The organism is Telluria sp. RB2R28, from assembly GCF_059685835.1.
In genome coordinates, this window is sequence record NZ_JCASIK010000001.1 from 767,757 (window position 1) to 785,819 (window position 18,063).

General features: G+C 65.8%; 13 protein-coding genes and 4 tRNA genes. 8 read left to right on the forward strand and 9 right to left on the reverse strand.

Annotated elements, in window-relative coordinates; genetic code table 11:
• Positions 1-3 precede the first annotated feature (3 nt).
• Positions 4-591 carry a TOL_0243 family YfiR-like periplasmic protein gene (locus tag AC56LV_RS03465; RefSeq protein ID WP_499556053.1) on the forward strand — a complete coding sequence of 196 codons (588 nt, stop codon included), beginning with the start codon at positions 4-6 and terminating at the stop codon, positions 589-591.
• Positions 591-2,483, forward strand: coding sequence for a sensor histidine kinase, YfiR-like protein-associated (locus AC56LV_RS03470; RefSeq protein WP_499556054.1), 1,893 nt, complete (start codon positions 591-593; stop codon positions 2,481-2,483). The genes AC56LV_RS03465 and AC56LV_RS03470 overlap by 1 nt, the downstream gene beginning before the upstream one ends.
• A 133-nt stretch (positions 2,484-2,616) precedes the next feature.
• Here AC56LV_RS03470 and AC56LV_RS03475 read toward each other — a convergent pair.
• From AC56LV_RS03475 to AC56LV_RS03490, 4 genes are all read right to left on the reverse strand, one after another.
• Positions 2,617-2,693: transfer RNA gene (locus AC56LV_RS03475), tRNA-Arg, on the reverse strand.
• 162 nt (positions 2,694-2,855) lie between these two features.
• Positions 2,856-2,932, reverse strand: a tRNA-Arg gene (locus AC56LV_RS03480).
• Between the two features lie 80 nt (positions 2,933-3,012).
• Positions 3,013-3,642, reverse strand: coding sequence for an NUDIX hydrolase (locus AC56LV_RS03485; RefSeq protein ID WP_499556055.1), 630 nt, complete (start codon positions 3,640-3,642; stop codon positions 3,013-3,015).
• 89 nt (positions 3,643-3,731) lie between these two features.
• A tRNA-Arg gene (locus tag AC56LV_RS03490) sits at positions 3,732-3,808 on the reverse strand.
• Positions 3,809-4,071: 263 nt separating this feature from the next.
• Between AC56LV_RS03490 and AC56LV_RS03495 the strand changes: the two genes are divergently transcribed.
• A complete protein-coding gene (locus AC56LV_RS03495; RefSeq protein ID WP_499556056.1) occupies positions 4,072-5,040 on the forward strand; it encodes an IS1595 family transposase in 969 nt (322 codons plus the stop codon).
• Between the two features lie 77 nt (positions 5,041-5,117).
• On the opposite strand, the gene AC56LV_RS03500 is transcribed toward AC56LV_RS03495, so the two are convergent.
• Positions 5,118-5,194: transfer RNA gene (locus AC56LV_RS03500), tRNA-Arg, on the reverse strand.
• Between the two features lie 109 nt (positions 5,195-5,303).
• Here AC56LV_RS03500 and AC56LV_RS03505 point away from each other — a divergent pair.
• Complete coding sequence (locus tag AC56LV_RS03505) at positions 5,304-9,188, forward strand: two-component regulator propeller domain-containing protein (RefSeq protein ID WP_499556057.1); 3,885 nt, start codon at positions 5,304-5,306, stop codon at positions 9,186-9,188.
• On the opposite strand, the gene AC56LV_RS03510 is transcribed toward AC56LV_RS03505, so the two are convergent.
• Positions 9,185-10,126 (reverse strand): D-2-hydroxyacid dehydrogenase, encoded by a 942-nt coding sequence (locus AC56LV_RS03510; protein ID WP_499556058.1) that lies wholly within the window; start codon positions 10,124-10,126, stop codon positions 9,185-9,187. The two genes, AC56LV_RS03505 and AC56LV_RS03510, sit on opposite strands and share 4 nt — an antisense overlap.
• A gap of 122 nt (positions 10,127-10,248) precedes the next feature.
• On the opposite strand from AC56LV_RS03510, the gene ligD reads away from it, so the two are divergent.
• A complete protein-coding gene (ligD, locus tag AC56LV_RS03515) occupies positions 10,249-12,843 on the forward strand; it encodes a DNA ligase D (RefSeq protein WP_499556059.1) in 2,595 nt (864 codons plus the stop codon).
• Between the two features lie 22 nt (positions 12,844-12,865).
• Here the strand turns inward: ligD and AC56LV_RS03520 are convergent, their stop codons facing one another.
• Genes AC56LV_RS03520 through AC56LV_RS03530 form a run of 3 tightly spaced genes read right to left on the reverse strand, consistent with a single transcriptional unit; the run spans position 12,866 to position 15,138 of the window.
• Complete coding sequence (locus AC56LV_RS03520) at positions 12,866-13,099, reverse strand: hypothetical protein (protein WP_499556060.1); 234 nt, start codon at positions 13,097-13,099, stop codon at positions 12,866-12,868.
• A gap of 2 nt (positions 13,100-13,101) precedes the next feature.
• Positions 13,102-14,148: a non-homologous end joining protein Ku gene (gene ku / locus AC56LV_RS03525; protein WP_499556061.1), complete on the reverse strand. Its 1,047-nt coding sequence runs from the start codon at positions 14,146-14,148 to the stop codon at positions 13,102-13,104.
• A gap of 24 nt (positions 14,149-14,172) precedes the next feature.
• Positions 14,173-15,138, reverse strand: coding sequence for an SDR family oxidoreductase (locus AC56LV_RS03530; protein ID WP_499556062.1), 966 nt, complete (start codon positions 15,136-15,138; stop codon positions 14,173-14,175).
• A gap of 177 nt (positions 15,139-15,315) precedes the next feature.
• Here AC56LV_RS03530 and AC56LV_RS03535 point away from each other — a divergent pair, with 177 nt between their 5' ends.
• The 3 genes from AC56LV_RS03535 to AC56LV_RS03545 all read left to right on the forward strand — a co-directional run bounded on the left by AC56LV_RS03535 (position 15,316) and on the right by AC56LV_RS03545 (position 18,060).
• Entirely contained in the window at positions 15,316-16,788 is a 1,473-nt protein-coding gene (locus AC56LV_RS03535) for a GGDEF domain-containing protein (protein WP_499556063.1), read from the forward strand.
• A gap of 103 nt (positions 16,789-16,891) precedes the next feature.
• Complete coding sequence (locus AC56LV_RS03540) at positions 16,892-17,731, forward strand: urease accessory protein UreD (protein ID WP_499556064.1); 840 nt, start codon at positions 16,892-16,894, stop codon at positions 17,729-17,731.
• Positions 17,732-17,757: 26 nt separating this feature from the next.
• Complete coding sequence (locus AC56LV_RS03545; RefSeq protein ID WP_183551533.1) at positions 17,758-18,060, forward strand: urease subunit gamma; 303 nt, start codon at positions 17,758-17,760, stop codon at positions 18,058-18,060.
• Positions 18,061-18,063: the final 3 nt, after the last annotated feature.

The window sequence follows — 18,063 nt, forward strand, 5'->3', positions numbered from 1 at the left end:
CTCATGACTATCAATCAACCAGCTTGTCTGCCGCGCCGCAGAGCGTGCCTGGCCTTGATGCTGCCGCTGCTGGCCAGCCTCGGCCTTGGCCTGCCCGCGCACGCGATCGTGGTCGACGCTGCGCCCGCACTCGAACGACGCGTCAAGGCCGCTTTTCTGTACAAGTTTCTGGGGTATGCCGATTTTCCGGCCGGCTCGTTTGCCGATGCGACGACGCCGGTGAGCATCGGCGTGGTCGGCGCCGACGATATGGCGGTCGAGCTGACCCGGATTGCCGCCGGGCGCCTGGTGGCCGGGCGCATGATCACGGTGCGCGCGCTGCGCGAGCAGGATCTGGCGCAGCCGCTGCATGTGCTGTTCGTCGCCGGCCAGGATGACGCCCGCGCCGCGCGCCTGCTGCGCGCCGCCAATGCGCAGCTGACCGTGACCGAGTGCGATGGCGGGCTGCGCAGCGGCAGCGTCATCAATTTTACGATCGTCGATGATCGGGTGCGTTTCGACGTCTCGCTCGATGCGGCGGAAAAGAACAATGTGAAGCTCAGTTCGCGCCTGCTGACGGTAGCGAACCGTGTGCAAAAAGGAGCCACGTGATGTCTATGCACGATACCGGCTCCGTGCGCAGCAAATTGATCCTCATGGCGGTGTCCACCACCGCAGTGGCGTTGCTGTGCGCGGGTATCGCCATGCTGTTGCTCGACCTGCGCACCTTCCAGCGCTACTGGATCGACGATCTCACCACCCAGGCCGACATCGTCGCCAGCGTGACCGCACCGGCGGTCTCGTTCAACGATCCAGCCGATGTGGCGCAGAGCCTGACCCTGCTGCGGGTGCGCCCGCAGATCGTGGCCGCGGCCGTATTTACCGCCAATGGCACGCGCTTTGCCACCTACGTGCGCACCGGCGTCAAGGCCAACCTGCCCGAGCGGCCGGAGCCAGCCGGCTACCGCATCGAGCGCGGCGAAGTCGTCATGTACCACGACATCGTCGAAAATGGCGACCGGGTCGGCACCGTCTACCTGCGTTCGCGTTACGGCGTGCTGGACCGGGCCCTGAGCTACGGTGCGATCCTTGGCGGCGTGCTGCTGGGCGCCCTCGTGATTGCCGCCATCGTGGCCTCGCGCCTGCAAGCCTCGATCACGCGGCCGCTCGAAGCGGTCACCGATATCGCGCGCCAGGTCATGCTGCGGCGCGACTTCAGCCTGCGCGTGCCGGGTCACCAGAAAGGCGAGATCGGGGTGCTGGTCGAGGCCTTCAACGACATGCTGGCCGAGATCGGCCGCCGCTCGGATGCACTGCAGACGGCCAACCGCACGCTCGAACACGAGATGGACGTACGCCAGAAGGCCGAGGGCGCGCTGATCCTGGCCGACCGCCGCAAGGATGAATTCCTGGCGACGCTGGCGCACGAACTGCGCAATCCGCTGGCGCCGATCCGCACGGGCCTGGATATCCTGCGCATCCGCAGCGGCGACGCCCAGGCCACGCAGCGCGCGACCGACATCATGGAACGCCAGCTGCGCCAGATGGTGCGCCTGGTGGACGACCTGCTGGACGTCTCGCGCATCAATACCGGCAAGTTCACGATCAAGATGGGCCGGGTGGAACTCAAGGCCGTTGTCAACGATGCGCTCGAAGTGGTGCGCTCGTACATCGAACTGCACGGGCACGAACTGGTGCTCGAATTGCCGGATCGCCCCGTGTTCCTGCATGGCGACGCGACGCGCCTGGCCCAGGTGCTGTCGAACCTGCTCAACAATGCAGCCAAGTACACCAACCGGGGCGGGCGCGTCGTGCTCAAGGGCGAGGTGGACGAGAAAACGCTGATCCTCGAAGTGGCCGATACCGGCATCGGCCTGGCACCGGAGATGCTCGACTCGGTGTTCGACATGTTCGTGCAGGTCGATTCGACGCTCGAACGCAGCAATGCCGGCCTGGGCGTGGGCCTGTCGCTGGCACGCAAACTGGTTGAACTGCATGGCGGCACGATCACGGCGCACAGCGAAGGCCTCGGCCATGGCAGCCGCTTCGTGGTGCGCCTGCCGATCGTCGTCGAGCCGGAGCCTCCGACCAAGCCGACGCCGGCCGCGTTCATCAGCGCCGAGAGCTACCGCATCCTGCTGGCCGACGACAACGTCGACTTCGTCAACAGCATCGGCGCGCTGCTCACGGCGATGGGGCACAGCGTGGTCATCACGCACAACGGGCCCGATGCGCTGGCCGCCGCCGCGCGCTTCTGCCCGGACTACGCCTTCCTCGATATCGGCCTGCCGCACATGTCCGGTTACGACCTGGCGCGCGGGATCCGCAAGCTGCCCACCGGCGCGCTGACCGTGCTGATCGCCGTCACGGGCTGGGGCCAGGAGAAAGACCGCCAGCTGGCGTTCGAGTCGGGCTTTGACCACCATATGGTCAAGCCGGTGCGCTTCGAGCAGATCGAGGAAATCCTGGGCAGCCGCAGCATCATCAAGAAGCTGCGTACCTGAGTGCGCTGCGTCGTCTAGCGGGGCAGGGCAAGCCTGTTCTGCAGATGACGTGGTGATGTTAATGGCAACGTAAAAAACCGGGACGCAAAGAAAAATGGCTCAGAATTTCTTCTGAGCCATTCTCTTGAAACTTTGGTGCGGCTGGCAGGAATCGAACCCACGACCCCTTGGTTCGTAGCCAAGTACTCTATCCAGCTGAGCTACAGCCGCCCGAAGCACGCATTATAGCAGCATGTACCGGATTGGCAAAGTCTGCCGTGTTTCAGTGTGGTGGCGCGCTGGGAAACGTCTCGACTGATCGAGAGGCAGCAGAAACTGACGCGCAAAAGAAAAATGGCTCAGAATCTCTTCTGAGCCATTCTCTTGAAACTTTGGTGCGGCTGGCAGGAATCGAACCCACGACCCCTTGGTTCGTAGCCAAGTACTCTATCCAGCTGAGCTACAGCCGCCCGAGGCACGCATTATAGCGGGGTGTGGTGATCTTGGCAAACACGTATCGGGAGATTATTTTGCCGGCGTCGGCGGGGCCTCAGATTCGTCGCAGGGCGTCGATGATGACCGCATCGTTCGGATTGCCCAGCACCGTCTCCAGCAGCGCCATTGGCACCAGGTGCACGGCCTGGCTTTCCCAGCCCATCAGCGCCGGATTGCCGCCCAGGCGCTGCGCCAGGTAGTAGCGCGTGAGCGTCTGCGTGCGCCGGCAGTCGATCAGATGCCGGACGATCTGCACGCGCAGGCCGGATTCCTCGAACGCTTCGCGGATGGCGGTTGCTTGCAGGCTGATGTCCGGGTCGACACGGCCCTTGGGGAAGGTGGCGTCATACCCGCCGAAGGCGTTCGACGGCGCCACGGCCCACACACGGCCATCGTCTTCCACGATCACCACGCCTGCAGCGGGCGCGAATCCTGCCGGCACGGCAAAGGGTGGCTCGTCGATGACGGCCTGGCCGGGGACTGTCTGCCAGTCGGCGGTACTGGCCGGGATGTCGAGCCAGGGCGCAAACGGCACATCGTTCAGCGACGGGGGCAGGGCGCCGAGCGGGATCACGGTGGCGATGCCGGCCGGGTCATCCCAGGAGGCGATGGCCGTTGGCGACGACGGACGCGCGAGACGTACCGGCGCGCCGTACTCATCGGGTTGGGGATGGAAGGTGGTCATTGTCGGGAAGTGTATTGGGAATAGCGTGTAACACGAGCCCAAATGCAATAAGGGCACTTCTTGCGAAGTGCCCTTATCTTGAAAAGGTTTGGTGCGGCTGGCAGGAATCGAACCCACGACCCCTTGGTTCGTAGCCAAGTACTCTATCCAGCTGAGCTACAGCCGCCCAATGCGAGCATTATAGCGGGCGCGGAGCATCTTGCAAAGACTGATTATTCATTCGTCATCGCTGATACAACCGGCGCCCGGGAAAAGGCGCAGTCACGTTCAATAGAGGAGGGCTTTGAACTGATGAGCAGCCAACGGCGTCATCAACAGATAAAGTTGACTGCGCCAAGAAAAAGGCGCAGTCAACGTTAAATAGAGGAGCGCTTTGAACTGATGAGCGGCCCCGTGGTCCAACCCTGTCCCCAGCGTCAGGAGTCGATCATGAAAGCGCCGCGTTTCAGGAACTGGTTCTCCAGGTTGCCGTCACTGAACGGGCCGCAGCGCCGGCAAGTGCTCGCCGCCCTGCATCCCGCCGCCGGGCTCGATCAGGTAGTGGCACTCATCGCCCAGGCCCGAGGACCAGGTCGCTGCTGTCCCCGTTGTGGTAACGCACACTGCCACCGGCACGGCTTCGCCAACGATCTGCAGCGTTTTCGCTGCTGCGCTTGCGGCCGCACGTTTAACGACCTGAGCGGCACGCCCCTGGCACGACTCAGGCTCAAGGCCAAATGGCTCGCTTATTCACAGGTACTGCTTGACTCACTGTCCGTGCGCAAAGGGGCAGATCGGGTCGGCGTGCACCGCAACACAGCCTTCCGATGGCGTCATCGCTTCCTCGATTGGGTCAAGCTTGACCGACCGGCGTCCCTGAATGGCATTGTCGAGGCCGATGAGACGTTCCTGCTCGAATCGCAAAAAGGTTCCCGTAAGCTCGACCGGCCACCGCGCCGGCGGGGTGGCTGCGCTGCGCTGCGTGGCATTTCCCGGCATCTGGATTGCATACTGATCGCGCGCGACCGCAGCGGCAACACCATCGATGCCGTTACTGGGCGGGGGGCATTGACGGCTGCGCAACTCGAACGCGACTTGCTGCCCCGGCTCGATCCGCAGGCGCTGCTGGTCACCGACAGCCATTCCGCCTACCGCGCCTTTTCGCGCAAGCACTCGATTGCGCACGAGGCAGTCAATCTGCGCGCCGGCGCGCGCTCCAGGTATCTGGGCAGTCGCGCCATCCACGTACAGAACGTGAACGCCTATCAAGGGCGTTTCAAGGCGTGGCTTCTGGGTTTTCGCGGCGTGGCCTCGCGCTACCTGCGCAATTATCTGGGCTGGCGCTGGGCCCTGGATGGGGGCAGGGTATGTTCCCAAGAGCAATTGCTGCGCATCGCCATCGGCGTCATCAACAGATAATGTTGACTGCGCCACAGATAAAGTTGACTGCGCCAAGAAAAAAGGCCAGATCTCGCGATCTGGCCCTTCGTATTTTCTGGTGCGGCTGGCAGGAATCGAACCCACGACCCCTTGGTTCGTAGCCAAGTACTCTATCCAGCTGAGCTACAGCCGCCCGAGGCACGCATTATAGCAGCGACATTTTATTTCTGGAAGACTCAAATTATTTCACGGCAACAAAGTCCTCTGGTAGATTGGTTGCAGCGCAAATCGATCGGATGACCATGCCAGGTTCTACCTGGGCTGCCTGTAGCGGCCTGTTTCGTTTCACCTTCTTCCTGCTGCTGGCGCTGGCCTTGCCGGCCGACGCCAGCCAGCGCAATCTGCGCTTCGAGCGCCTGTCTGTCGAGGAGGGCTTGTCGCAGCACTCGGTGATGAGCATCCTGCAGGACCGCCAGGGCTTCATCTGGTTCGGCACCCAGGCCGGCCTGCACCGCTACGACGGCTACCGGATCGTCATCTACCGCAACGACGCCAACGATCCCGCGAGCATCCCCGACAACTTCATTTCTGCCTCGTACGAAGATCCGGCCGGGCGCCTGTGGTTCGGCACGAAGGGCGGACTGGCGCGGCACGATCCGGCGACCGGCCGGTTCGAGCGTTTTGCGCTCACCCAGCCGGGCCGCACCGTCAAGCGTTCGGTGGTGGCGATCGTGCCGGGCCCCGATGGCGCGCTGTGGCTCGCGACCAATGACGGCGTGGTGCGCTTCGACCCGCACACGGGCCTGCAGCGCAACCACGTGTCCGATCCGGACAACCCGGCGAGCCTGCGCGACAACCGCGTCAACGCACTCGCGTTCGACGGGCGCGGGGCGCTGTGGGTCGGCACCGCCGCAGGCCTGGACCGGCTCGACCCGGCGAGCGGCCAGGTCATGCGTTTTACGATGGCGCCGCCCGATGACGCTGAACGCAATGCCGTGCAGGCGCTGTCGATGGGCCCGCGCCAGACGCTGTGGATCGGTACTGCGGCGGGCCTCGAGGCCTGGCGCATCGACGGCGATGTGCCTCAGCGGCGCCGGATCGGCGCGGCGGACGGGATGCGCGACGCGCGTATCAGGACGCTGTATCACGACAACGGCGCGCAGCTGTGGGTCGGTACCTCGGCCGATGGCCTGAAGTGGCTCGATCCGTCCAGCGGCCGGTTCACCGGCTACCGTCATCTGCCGCAGGACCGGCACAGCCTGTCCGACAACATGGTCTCGGCGTTGCTGGTCGATCGCACCGGTACGCTGTGGGTCGGCACGTATTTTGGCGGAATCAACCGCACCGACCTGGCCAGTGGCGGCTTTGCGCGCTTCGGTGAAATGGAAGGAATGGGTCGCGCCCGGGTGCGCGCCATCGTCGATGATCCTGCCGGGCGTCTGTGGCTGGGCACCAGCGGTGATGGCCTGATGCTGCTCGATCCGGCCTCGCGCACGACCCGGCGCTTCGGCACCGATGCGTTCACGGGCAAGTTCGTCACCGCGCTGACGCAGGCCGGGGGGCGGCTCTGGATCGGCACACCTGCCGGCCTCGCGTGGCGCGACGCACACGGGCGCATGGGGCGTGTCGAATTGGGCCAGAGTCCGGGCGCCAATCATATACAGGCGCTGCGCGAGGGCCGCGACGGCACGCTGTGGGTGATGACGCGCGACGGCCTCTCGGCCGTTGCGCCTGGCGCCACGACCGCGCGCAACTGGCGCAATGTGCCGGGCGACGCCACGAGCCTGGGCGACAACTATGGCTTTGCCCTGGTCGAGGACCGGCGCGGCGTGCTGTGGATCGGCACCGAATCGGGCCTGGAGCGCTTCGACCCCGCCAGCGGCACCTTCAGCCGCTTTCGCCATGACCCGCACGACGCGGCCAGCCTGCGCCACAGCCGCGTGTATCACATGCTTGAATCCAGGGCCGGCGACCTGTGGGTCGGTACCGCCGGGGGCCTGCACCGGATGGTGCAGGCTGGCGGACGCACGTCGTTTCGCTACTACCCGTTCAGCAGCCAGGATGCGCAGTCAATCGGCGCCATCCTCGAAGACAACGCCGGCATCATCTGGGCCAGCACGACCGCCGGCATCACGCGCGTCGACCCGGTCACCGGCCAGACCAAGAGTTATAACGCCAAGGATGGCCTGATCGACGGCGCCTATTTCGTCGGCGCCGGCCGTCAGGGCGCCGACGGGCAACTGCACTTTGGGGGCGTCAGTGGCGTCACGTCATTCAACCCGGCTGACGTGCATGACAATCCTTTCCCGCCAACGGTTGCCATCACCGACCTGCAGGTGCTGAACCGCTCGCGCGGCATCCACAACCTGGCTGCGCAACGGGAGATCACGCTGTCGCACCGCGATACCGTGATCTCGCTCGAGTTCGCGGCGCTGCACTATGCCGACCCGATGGGCAACCTGTATGCCTACCAGCTCGAGGGCTTCGATGCCAATTGGGTCAATACCGGCGCGGGGCGGCGCTTTGCCACCTATACCAATCTCGATCCCGGCCATTACGTGTTCCGGGTCCGGGCCAGCAACAAGGATGGGCTCTGGAGCGAGGACGCGGCCACGCTCGCGATCACGGTCACGCCGCCGTACTGGAAAACATGGTGGTTCCGCACGCTGGCCGTGGCGCTCGTGGTGACGCTGTCGTACCTCGCCTATCGGCTGCGCATCGGCGCGCTCGTGACGCGCCAGGGCTTGCTCGCGCGCGAAGTCGACGCCCGTACCGGCGAGCTGCTGCTGCAAAAAGAAGCGGCCGAACGGGGCAAGCGCGAGGTCGAGCGCCAGAAGGAATCGGTCGAGCGCGCGCACCGCAATATCGCGCTGCTGTCGGAGATGGGGCGCATGCTGACCACGAACCTCGATCACGAGGCGATCATGCTGACGCTGTACCAGCACGTCAAGGCGCTGATGGATGCGCCGCTGTTCGCCGTCGCGCTGCGCCAGGGCGAGCGCGGCGTGCTCGAGCTGCCGTTCGCGATGGCATTCGGGCGGCGCGAGACCCCGCGCGAGCTGGCCTTCGATCCGGTCGGGCGCCTGCTGGCGCGCTGCGTGAACGAAAACCGTGCCTTCCTGCTGGCGGATGTCGATGCCGAACTGCGGGCCTGCCTTCCGGACGCCCCGGACCTGGCTGCGGCGGTGGCGCTGACTGCGCCGGCGACCGCGCTGCCGATGCCGCGCTCGCTGCTGTGCGTGCCCGTGACGGCGGGCGAGCGCGTGCTGGGCGCGCTGACAGTGCAAAGCCTGGAGGCAAGCGCCTACGGCCAGGTCCACCTCGACATGCTCGGCACGCTGGCGGCTTATGTCGGCGTGGCGATGGACAATGCCGAAGCCTACGCGCGCCTGAAGGAAACCCAGGTGCAGCTGGCGGCGCAGGAACGCCTGGCGTCACTGGGTTCGCTCGTGGCCGGGGTGGCGCACGAACTCAATACGCCGATCGGCAACAGCCTTCTCATGGCAAGCACGCTGCAGGAACGTACGCATGCGGTGGCGGCGCAGTTCGAGGCGACCACGCTCAAGCGGTCCGACCTTGCCGACTACATGGGCGCGGCGCGTGACGCGTCGCAGCTGATCGTGCGCAGCCTGCACAATGCGGCCGAACTGGTGAGCAGCTTCCGCCAGGTCTCGGTCGACCAGGCCAGTGCCCAGCGGCGCCGCTTCGACTTGGCCCAGGCCTGCCATGAAATCGGTGCGACCCTGATGAACACGGTGCGCCTGAGCGGGCATCGGCTCGACATCGACGTGCCGGCCGGGATTGTGATGGACAGTTTTCCTGGCCCGCTGGGCCAGGTGATCATCAACTTCGTCAACAACGCGATGCTGCATGCGTTCGACGGCCCGGGTGGCGTCATGACGCTGACGGCGCTGGAAACCGATGGCCGCGTCGCGCTCACCTTCCGCGACGACGGCCGCGGCATCGACCCGGCCAACCTCGGCCGCATCTTCGATCCGTTTTTCACCACCCGCATGGGCCAGGGCGGCACCGGCCTGGGACTGAACATCGTCTACAACATCGTCACCACGCTGATGGGCGGAACGATCCGCGTCGTGAGCCAGCCGGGCGCCGGCACCGCCTTTTTGCTCGAACTGCCGCAGAAGGCGCCCGAGGCCCTGGGGCCCACGGTCAGCGCCGCGCCCTAGACGACGTTGATGGGCGCGCCGGCGTGCCACGCCTCGATATTATCGACCAGCATGTCGGCCAGCGTCTGCATCGCACCGAAGCTGGCCCACGCGATGTGCGGCGTGAGCAAAAAGTGCGGCAGGCGCAGGCGCAGCAGCGGATTGTTCGAGCCGGGCGGCTCTTCGCTCAGGACATCGAAGCCGGCGGCGATGCGGCCTTCCATCAGCACGTTCGCCAGCGCCGCCTCGTCGACCAGGCCACCGCGAGCCGTGTTGATCAGGAGTGCGCCGGGCTGCATCAGAGCGAGTTCGCGCGCACCGATCATGTGGCGTGTGGCGTCGGCCAGCGGCAGGTGCAGGCTTACGACCTGCGAGGTGGCCAGCAATTCGTCCAGCGGCAGTTCCGTGACGTCCGTATCCGTGACCGGCGAGCGCGAGGTGGTCACGACCTCCATGCCAAAAGCGCGTGCGATGCTGGCCACTTGCCGGCCCAGCGCGCCGTAGCCGACGATGCCCAGCCGCGTGCCGGCCAGGTCGCCGATCGGGTGGTCGAGCAGGCAAAACCGGCTTGAGGTTTCCCACTTGCCTGCCTCGACATCGGCCGCGTAGGCGCGCAGGTTGCGGCGCAGCGCCAGGATCAGCGTGAAGCAGTGCTCGGGCACCGACACCAGCGAATAATTGCGGATGTTTGCGACCACGATGCCGGCCGCGCGGCAGGCCGCCAGGTCGACATTGTCGGTGCCCGTCGCGGCGATGGCGACCATCTTCAGGTCGGGCAGGCGGGCGATGGCGTCGGCCCGCAGCGGCACCTTGTTGGTGATGGCGACGGTGGCCCCGGCCAGGCGCGCCACGACGTCATCAACCGAGGTGGAGGCATGGTCCTGCCAGGCATGTTCGAAGGCGGGCACGCGAACATTGGCGCGCAGGCTGTCACGGTCGAGAAAAACGATTCGCTGCATGGTGTACTTTCGCGGTTGGCGGCTTGCGGTCATCATAACAGCCCCTGTCAGCGTGAGTTGCCGTACAGTCCGCGGCGCGCCACGGGGCTACGCTGGCACGACCGAATTTCCCAGGGGTTGCCATGACCGACGCGCTCAAAGCCTACAAAGCCAAACGCAATTTCGATATCACGACCGAGCCGGCCGACGGCGGGAAGGCCGGGCAGGACGTACTCACCTTCGTGATCCAGAAGCACTGGGCCAGCCGCCTGCATTACGATTTCCGGCTCGAGCTCGACGGTACGATGAAAAGCTGGGCCGTGCCGAAAGGCCCCAGCTACGACACGCATGACAAGCGGATGGCCGTGGAGGTCGAGGACCATCCGATCTCGTACTCGGATTTTGAAGGCACGATCCCGGCCAAGCAGTACGGCGCCGGCAAGGTGATCATCTGGGACAAGGGCACCTGGGAGCCGCTGGAAGACCCGCGCGCGGGCTTTGCCAAGGGCAGCATCAAGTTCGCGCTGCATGGCCACAAGATGCACGGCCGCTGGACGCTGGTGCGGATGAAAGGTCGCGGCGAAAAGCAACCGCCATGGCTGCTGATCAAGGAGAAGGACGATTACGCACGCCCGGCCGCCGAATTTTCGCTGGTCGACGAATTGCCCGACAGCGTGAAGGCATTGTCGATGCCAAAGCGTGCGGCGCAAAAGGTCGAGGCGCTGCGCGAAGAAGCAACGGCGGCGCCTGCAAAGAAGGCGCCCGCCAAAAAAGCACCCGCCAAAAAAGCGGCAGCAAAGAAGGCACCGGCAAAGCGCGCCACGGCGAAGGATGCCAGGTCGCCGCTGCCTGCCAAATTCTCGCCTGAACTGGCCACGCTGGTCGACGCACCGCCGCCCGACCCCGAAAACTGGCTGTTCGAAGTCAAGTTCGACGGCTACCGCATGCTCGCGCGCATCGAAGAGGGCGCCGTGCGTCTCATCACGCGCAACGCCAACGACTGGACCGACAAGCTCACACCGCTGAAGGAAGAGCTGGAACGCATGGCCCTGCCCGACGGCTGGTACGACGGCGAAATCGTCGTGCACGACGACGCCGGCAAGCCCGATTTCGGCCTCCTGCAGGCGGCATTCGACGGCAACGGCGCCGTCGACATCGATTACTTCCTGTTTGATATCCCATACTTCGATGGTCACGACCTGCGCGAGATGCCGCTGGTCGACCGCCGCACGGTGCTTGAGCAGGTGCTCAAGAACGCCAAATCCGACAAGGTGCGGTTCTCCGCCGAATTCGGAGCCAAGCCGGATGAACTGATCGTCGCCGCCTGCAAGATCGGCCTCGAAGGCGTGATCGGCAAGCGGCGCGACGCCCGCTATGTGTCGCGCCGCTCGCCCGACTGGATCAAGCTCAAATGCGGCCGGCGCCAGGAATTCGTCATCGGCGGCTTCACCGATCCGAAAGGCGCGCGCACCGGCATCGGCGCGCTGCTGCTCGGGGTCCATGACGAAGACGGCGTGCTGCGCTACGCCGGCAACGTCGGCTCGGGCTTCAACCATGCGACCCTGACCAGCATCGCCGAACAACTCGAGGCGCTGCGCACCGACACGAGTCCGTTCCCGCCGCGCGCCGTGCCGGGGCGCGCACACCACTGGGTCAAGCCGGTGCTGGTAGCGGAGGTCAGTTTTTCGGACTGGACGAGCGGCGGCGCCGTGCGCCATCCGGTGTTCCAGGGGCTGCGCAAGGACAAGCCGGCCAGGAACATCACCCGCGAGCAGGCGCTTGCCGTGGAAGACGTCGCGGGCGAGGTGCCCAATGCGACGGCAGATGACGAACCGGTGGCCGCACAGGGCAAGCTGCCGGCTTCGCTGAAGATCACCAACGGCGAGCGCGTGATCGACAAGGCGTCGGGCGCCACCAAGCTGGCGCTGGTGCGTTATTACGCGGTGGTGGGCGAGTTGATGATGGAACATCTGAAAGGCCGCCCGGTCTCGCTCGTGCGCGCGCCCGAGGGCGTGGGCGGCGAGCTGTTTTTCCAGAAGCACGTCGACGTGCGCAAGATGGCCGGTCTGCGCGATCTGGACCAGGCGCTCGACCCGGAACACCCGCCGATGCTCGAAGTGGCCACGCCGCTCGGCATCCTGTCGTCGGCGCAGTGGAACGTGGTGGAGATCCATACCCAGAATGCGTTCAAGGGCAGTTACCAGAAGCCCAACCGGATGGTGTTCGACCTCGATCCGGGCGACGGCATCCAGTGGCCCGAGATGCAGGAAGCGGCGCAGCTGATGCATGCCTTCCTGGACGAACTGGGCTTGCCGGCGTTTTTGAAAACCAGTGGTGGCAAGGGCTTGCACGTGGTCGTGCCGATCAAGGGCAACCATGACTGGGACACGGTCAAGCGCTTCTCGCAGGCGATCGTGCACCACATGGCGCAAACGCTGCCCGAGCGCTTCGCGTTCAAGAGCGGCCCGAAAAACCGGGTCGGCAAGATCTTCATCGATTACCTGCGCAACGGGCAGGGGGCGACGACAGTGGCCGCATGGTCGGCGCGTTCGCGCCCGGGACTGGGGATTTCGGTGCCGTTGGGCTGGGATGAGCTGGACAAGCTGACATCGAGCGACCAGTGGACGATCGCCAATGTGCACGAGCGGCTCGATGTCGGGAATACGCCGTGGCAGGACTATGCCACGGCGGCGAAGACACTGACCAAGGCGATGAAGCAGCTCGAGTTCGTGCCGTAGGGGTAGGGGCGGGCGCGGTGCCCTAGGCTTCGTTCCGGAAGATACCGCGCACGTTCATGGCCAGCAGCGCGACCTGCAGCGCGATGAGCGCCCACGCTTCGGCGTGCCAGCCCCAGACGATCCACAGCAGGTTGCTGAAGATGAAGGTCCAGAAGCCCAGGATGCGGTTGCCGGCGCGCTTGGCCCCGACCAGGTAGGCAGCAATCAGGCTGACCGCCATGGCGGGCCATTGGAGAAAGTCGATAAAGCCGTCCATCCTCACGCCGCCTTCTTGCGCGCAGGCGCCCTGGTGCTGGCTTTCGCCGCTGCCTTTTTGGCTGCCGGCTTGGCTGCTGCTTTGGTCGCCGTGGCGCGAGCACCGGACCTGGCCGGGGCCTTGCGCGCCCGTGGAGGCGGCGTGTCGTCCTGGCTGTCGTCGTCTTCGTCGTCCGCAGCCTTGCGCGACTTGCGCGGTGGCGGATCGTCGTCATCATCATCGTCGTCAAGGGCGGCCAGCGCCGCCTTGGCCGGCTTCTTGCCAAGGCTGGCCTGGAGCAGGGCGACCAAATCGATGACCTTGCCGGTGGTGCGCTTTTCCTTCTCAGGCTCGGGCTGCGTGATCGTCTTGGTCTGCTTGGCCTTGATCTTTTTCTTGACCAGGGCCAGCACGTCTTCGCGGTAGCTGTCGTGGTACTGCGCCGGCGCCCAGTCTTCGCTCATGCCCTCGACCAGGGCCATTGCCATCTTGAGTTCCTTGACGGTGACGGCAGCCGTTTTTGAATTGGGCGACGGGATCTTGAGTTCACCCGCGTCGCGCATCTCGTCCGGATAGCGCAGCGTATTAAGGACAATCGTGTCGCCCACGCAGATCAGCGCCGCCAGATGCTGCTTGACGCGGATGACCACGTGCGCAATCCCGATCTTGCCCGCTTCGCGCAGCGTCTCGCGCAGCAGCGCATAGACTTTCGCGCCGCCCTTGCCGGGCGCCAGGTAATAGGGCTGGTCGTAGTAGATCAGCGGCACATCGCCGGCATCGACGAAGGCCTGGATGTCGATCGTCTGCGTCGCTTCCGGATTGGCGCGGCGCAGGTCTTCGTCCGACAGGACGACGTACTCACCGTCCTCATACTCGTAGCCCTTGACGATGTCGTCCCACACCACTTCCTTGCCATTGCCCTTGTTGTAGCGTTTGAACCCGACCGGCGAAAAATCACGCCGGTCGAGCATCGTCAGGTCGAGCCCCTTGGTCTCGACCGCAGGGTACATATCGACCGGAATGTGGACCAGTCCGAAACTGATCGCGCCCTTCCACATGCTGCGTGCCATCGGCTGCTCCTCGCTGTGGGTCGGTTATTCGCCGACGACGCCGGTCACCGGCAGCACGATGCCCGTGATGTAGCCCGAGCACACGGGCGAGGCCAGGAACACGTAGGCGGGCGAGAGTTCTTCAGGCTGGGCCGGGCGCCGGTAGTCGGTGCTGGCGCCGAACTCGGTGATGTCGTCCGGGCCCTTGTCGGCCGGGTTCAGTGGCGTCCAGACAGGACCCGGCGCCACCGCGTTCACGCGGATGCCCTGGTCGAGCAGGCTGCCGGCCAGCGACATCGTGAACGCATGGATTGCACCCTTGGTCGACGAATAGTCGATCAGCTTGGCCGAGCCTTTCAGACCGGTGACCGAGCCCGTATTGATGATCGACGCGCCGCGCTTGAGGTGCGGCACGACCGCCTTGGCCATGTGGAAGTAGCCGAAGATATTGGTGCGGAAGGTCTCCTCGAACCGCTCTTCGGTGATATCGAGGATCGAATCGGCGTGTTCCTGGAATGCGGCGTTGTTGACCAGAACATCCAGCCGGCCGAATGCCGCGACCACCTGCTGCACGGCGTCGTTGCAGAATGCCGGATCCTTGACGTCGCCCGCGATCGTGATGCAGCGGCGGCCTTCGGCCTCGATGCAGCGCTTGGTTTCTGCAGCGTCGACATCCTCGTTCAGATACATGACGGCCACGTCGGCGCCTTCGCGTGCGAACAGCACCGCCACCGCGCGTCCGATGCCCGAGTCGGCGCCGGTGACGATCGCAGCCATGCCTTCGAGCTTGCCGCTGCCCTTGTAGCCCTCGGCCATGAATTTTGGCTTGCTTTCCATATCGGCTTCGAGGCCCGGTTTGGCCAGGTGCTGCGCCGGCATCGGCGGCGCCGGCTGGTCAACCCCGGTCTGGACGGCTTCTTTGCTCCCGGACTCGTTCTTTTTGGCGTCGCGCGCGTCCTGCTCTTCCTGGATGGCGCGCTGCTTTGCTGCCACGTCGTCTTGATGTGCCATGGTGGTTCTCCCGTGAGTGTGGTTTCGTTTGCAAGAGTATTCGGCGCGCACCCTGCTGCGACGGTGCGCTCCCACACACAGGGCGACAATTGCTATGCTTGGCACGCCCGCTTATGGCAAACTTGCTTTGCAGCCATGCCGACAGGGCGCGGCTGGACCTACCTCTGGAGAATCACCATGCATCAAGAAGACGGCGCGCGCGAAGACTTTACCTGCGTCTTCGTCAATCCCGTCGGCCAGCGCCGCGCCGATTTTCAGCACGGCTGCGACGGCATGTTTGCCAATCTGCGCGTGGCGGCGGGGGCAGGGCAGGCGCGCGCGCTGCTGGCGCGCGAACCGGCCGATCTGCTCGTGCTGGATCTCGAACGCTGCGATCCCGGCATCGACCTGGCGGCGCTGGGCGCCCTGGTCGCCGAGCGCGCCGGTGCTCCGGTGCTGGTGCTGTGTCCTTTCGCGAACGCGCGCTGGCTGCCGGCGCTGATGGCGTTCGGTCCACTCGACTACGCCATCGGTCCGCTGCGCGCGCAGCAGACCCGCGCGCTGCTGGCTGCGCGCATGCGCACCGGATTCAGTGTCGCCACGCCAGGCGTGCCCACGCCATCGGAAGCCGAGCTGCGCACGCTGCTGGCAGTGCGCAGCGCCTGTCAGCAGGCATTGGCCGATGCCGACGACAGCGCGCGCTTTGCCGGGCACCTGTGCGCAGCGCTGGCCGGCTGGCCCGGCGTCGTGCATGCGGCGCTGTTCCAGCACCGCGATGGCGACCTGCATCTCGAGGCCGAGCAGGGCGTGGATGGCCTGCATTTGATGGCGCTGCTCGCGCACGATGGCCGCTTGCTGCAATCACCGCTGCGCCATGCGTTTCCCGGCCTGCTGGCGGCAGCGACAGGCGAATTCACGCTGCTCGATTCGCTCGACAAGGCAGGAGAACCGGCGCTGGCGGCGCGCCTGGACACCTTTGGCGCGCGCATGGTCGTCGGCGTGCCAATCCCGGCACCAGGGCCGGGCGGGCCGATGGGTTCCCTGTGCCTGCTGTTCGGCGACGCGCGGCCTTTTTCGTCCGCGCAGTTGCAGGCACTGGACGATCTGGCCGGGCTGGCCGCGCATGGCCTGCGCATGGCCGAGGTCACGCGCGAGAACGAGGCGCTGCTGGCGCGCATCACGCATCTGGCCACGACCGACGCCCTGACCGACCTGGCCAACCGCCGCCACGGCGAAGGCTTGCTGGAACAGGAAATCAGGCGCGCACGCCGCTACCGGTTGCCGCTGGCGCTGATCGTCTTCGACATCGACCGCTTCAGCCAGATCAACGACACGTTCGGCAACCCGGTGGGCGACCTGGTGCTGCGCACGGTGGCTGATACGGCGCGCGCGCTGCTGCGCGCGAGCGATTTGCTGGTGCGCTCGGGTGGTGAGGAATTCCAGGTCATCGCATCGCACACAAGCGCGATTGACGCGCTGAAGATGGCCGAGAAGCTGCGCGCGGCGATCGAGCAGGTCGAAATACCGGGTTGCGACCACGTCACGATCAGCCTCGGCGTGGCCCAGTTGGGCGAGGGCGAGAGCGGTGACTCGATGGCGGTGCGTACCCACGCCGCATTGGCGCGCGCCAAGCGGGCCGGCCGCAACTGCATCGAGCTGGCGATGTCCTGACGCGTTCAGGTGCAGCGCGCACCTTCGCGGTGCGCGTCGCCTGCAAAATAGAGGCCCCACGCCACGTAAGGACGCTGGCACGCATCGTGCTGTTTCATCAGGCATGCGCGATTGCACCTCCACCGATGCACCCACCGTCTTCCCCGCCTGGCAAGCCAGCCTGGCGCTGGGCTTCATGCGTGATGGCGACACGACGCGCCTCGTGCACCGCACGCACCGCGGCCCGCTGCGTGTGCAGAAGGCGCTGTATCCGGAAGGTCCTGGCGCCTGCCACGTGATCGTCGTGCATCCGCCGGGCGGCGTGGTCGGGGGCGACCGGCTCGAGATCGACGTCGACGCCGGCCCCGCTTGCAGCGTGCTCGCCACCAGTCCCGGCGCGGCCAAGTGGTACCGCGCCAATGGCCGCGTGTCGCAACAGGCGGTGCGCTTGCGCATTGCTGCGGGCGCCGCCATCGAATGGCTGCCGCAGGAAACCATCTTCTATGACGCGGCCAGCGTCGACCTCGAACACGACGTCGATCTGGCTGCCGGCAGCACCTATATCGGCAGCGAAGTGCTGTGCTTCGGTCGTGTGGCCGCCGGGGAAGCGTTTACGCGTGGACGGATCCGCCAGCGCACGCGCATTCGCCAGGACGGCCGCCTGCTGTGGTGGGAGCAGGGCATCCTGACCCCCGACGGCATCGCCAGCCCGCTCGGCATGCGCGGCCATGCGGTGTGCGCGACCTTGCTTGCCGTCGGCCGGCCCGTGCCTGCCGCGCTGCAGGCGAGCGTACGCGCGCTCGACCCGCAGCTGGCGTCGAGCCAGGTGAAGTCGGTGTTCGTCGCGCGTTATCTCGGCGACGATGGCGAAGCAGCGCGCGCTGTCATGGCGCAGGTGTGGGCATTGCTGCGCCCCCATCTGCTCGAGCGCCCGGCGTGCCCGCCGCGCATCTGGCTTACCTAGACCGGCTCACCTGGAACGGACCGCCCATGGATCTGACACCCCGCGAAAAAGACAAGCTGCTGATTTTCACTGCCGCGCTGCTGGCCGAACGCCGGCGCGCGCGCGGTCTCAAGCTGAATTATCCGGAAGCCGTGGCCCTGATCACGGCCGCCATCATGGAAGGCGCGCGCGATGGCCGCAGTGTGGCCGAGCTGATGAGCGAAGGCACGACGATCCTCGCGCGCGGCGACGTGATGGAGGGCGTGCCCGAGATGATTCCCGATATCCAGGTCGAGGCGACGTTCCCGGACGGGACCAAGCTCGTGACCGTCCACCATCCGATTCCCTAGCCG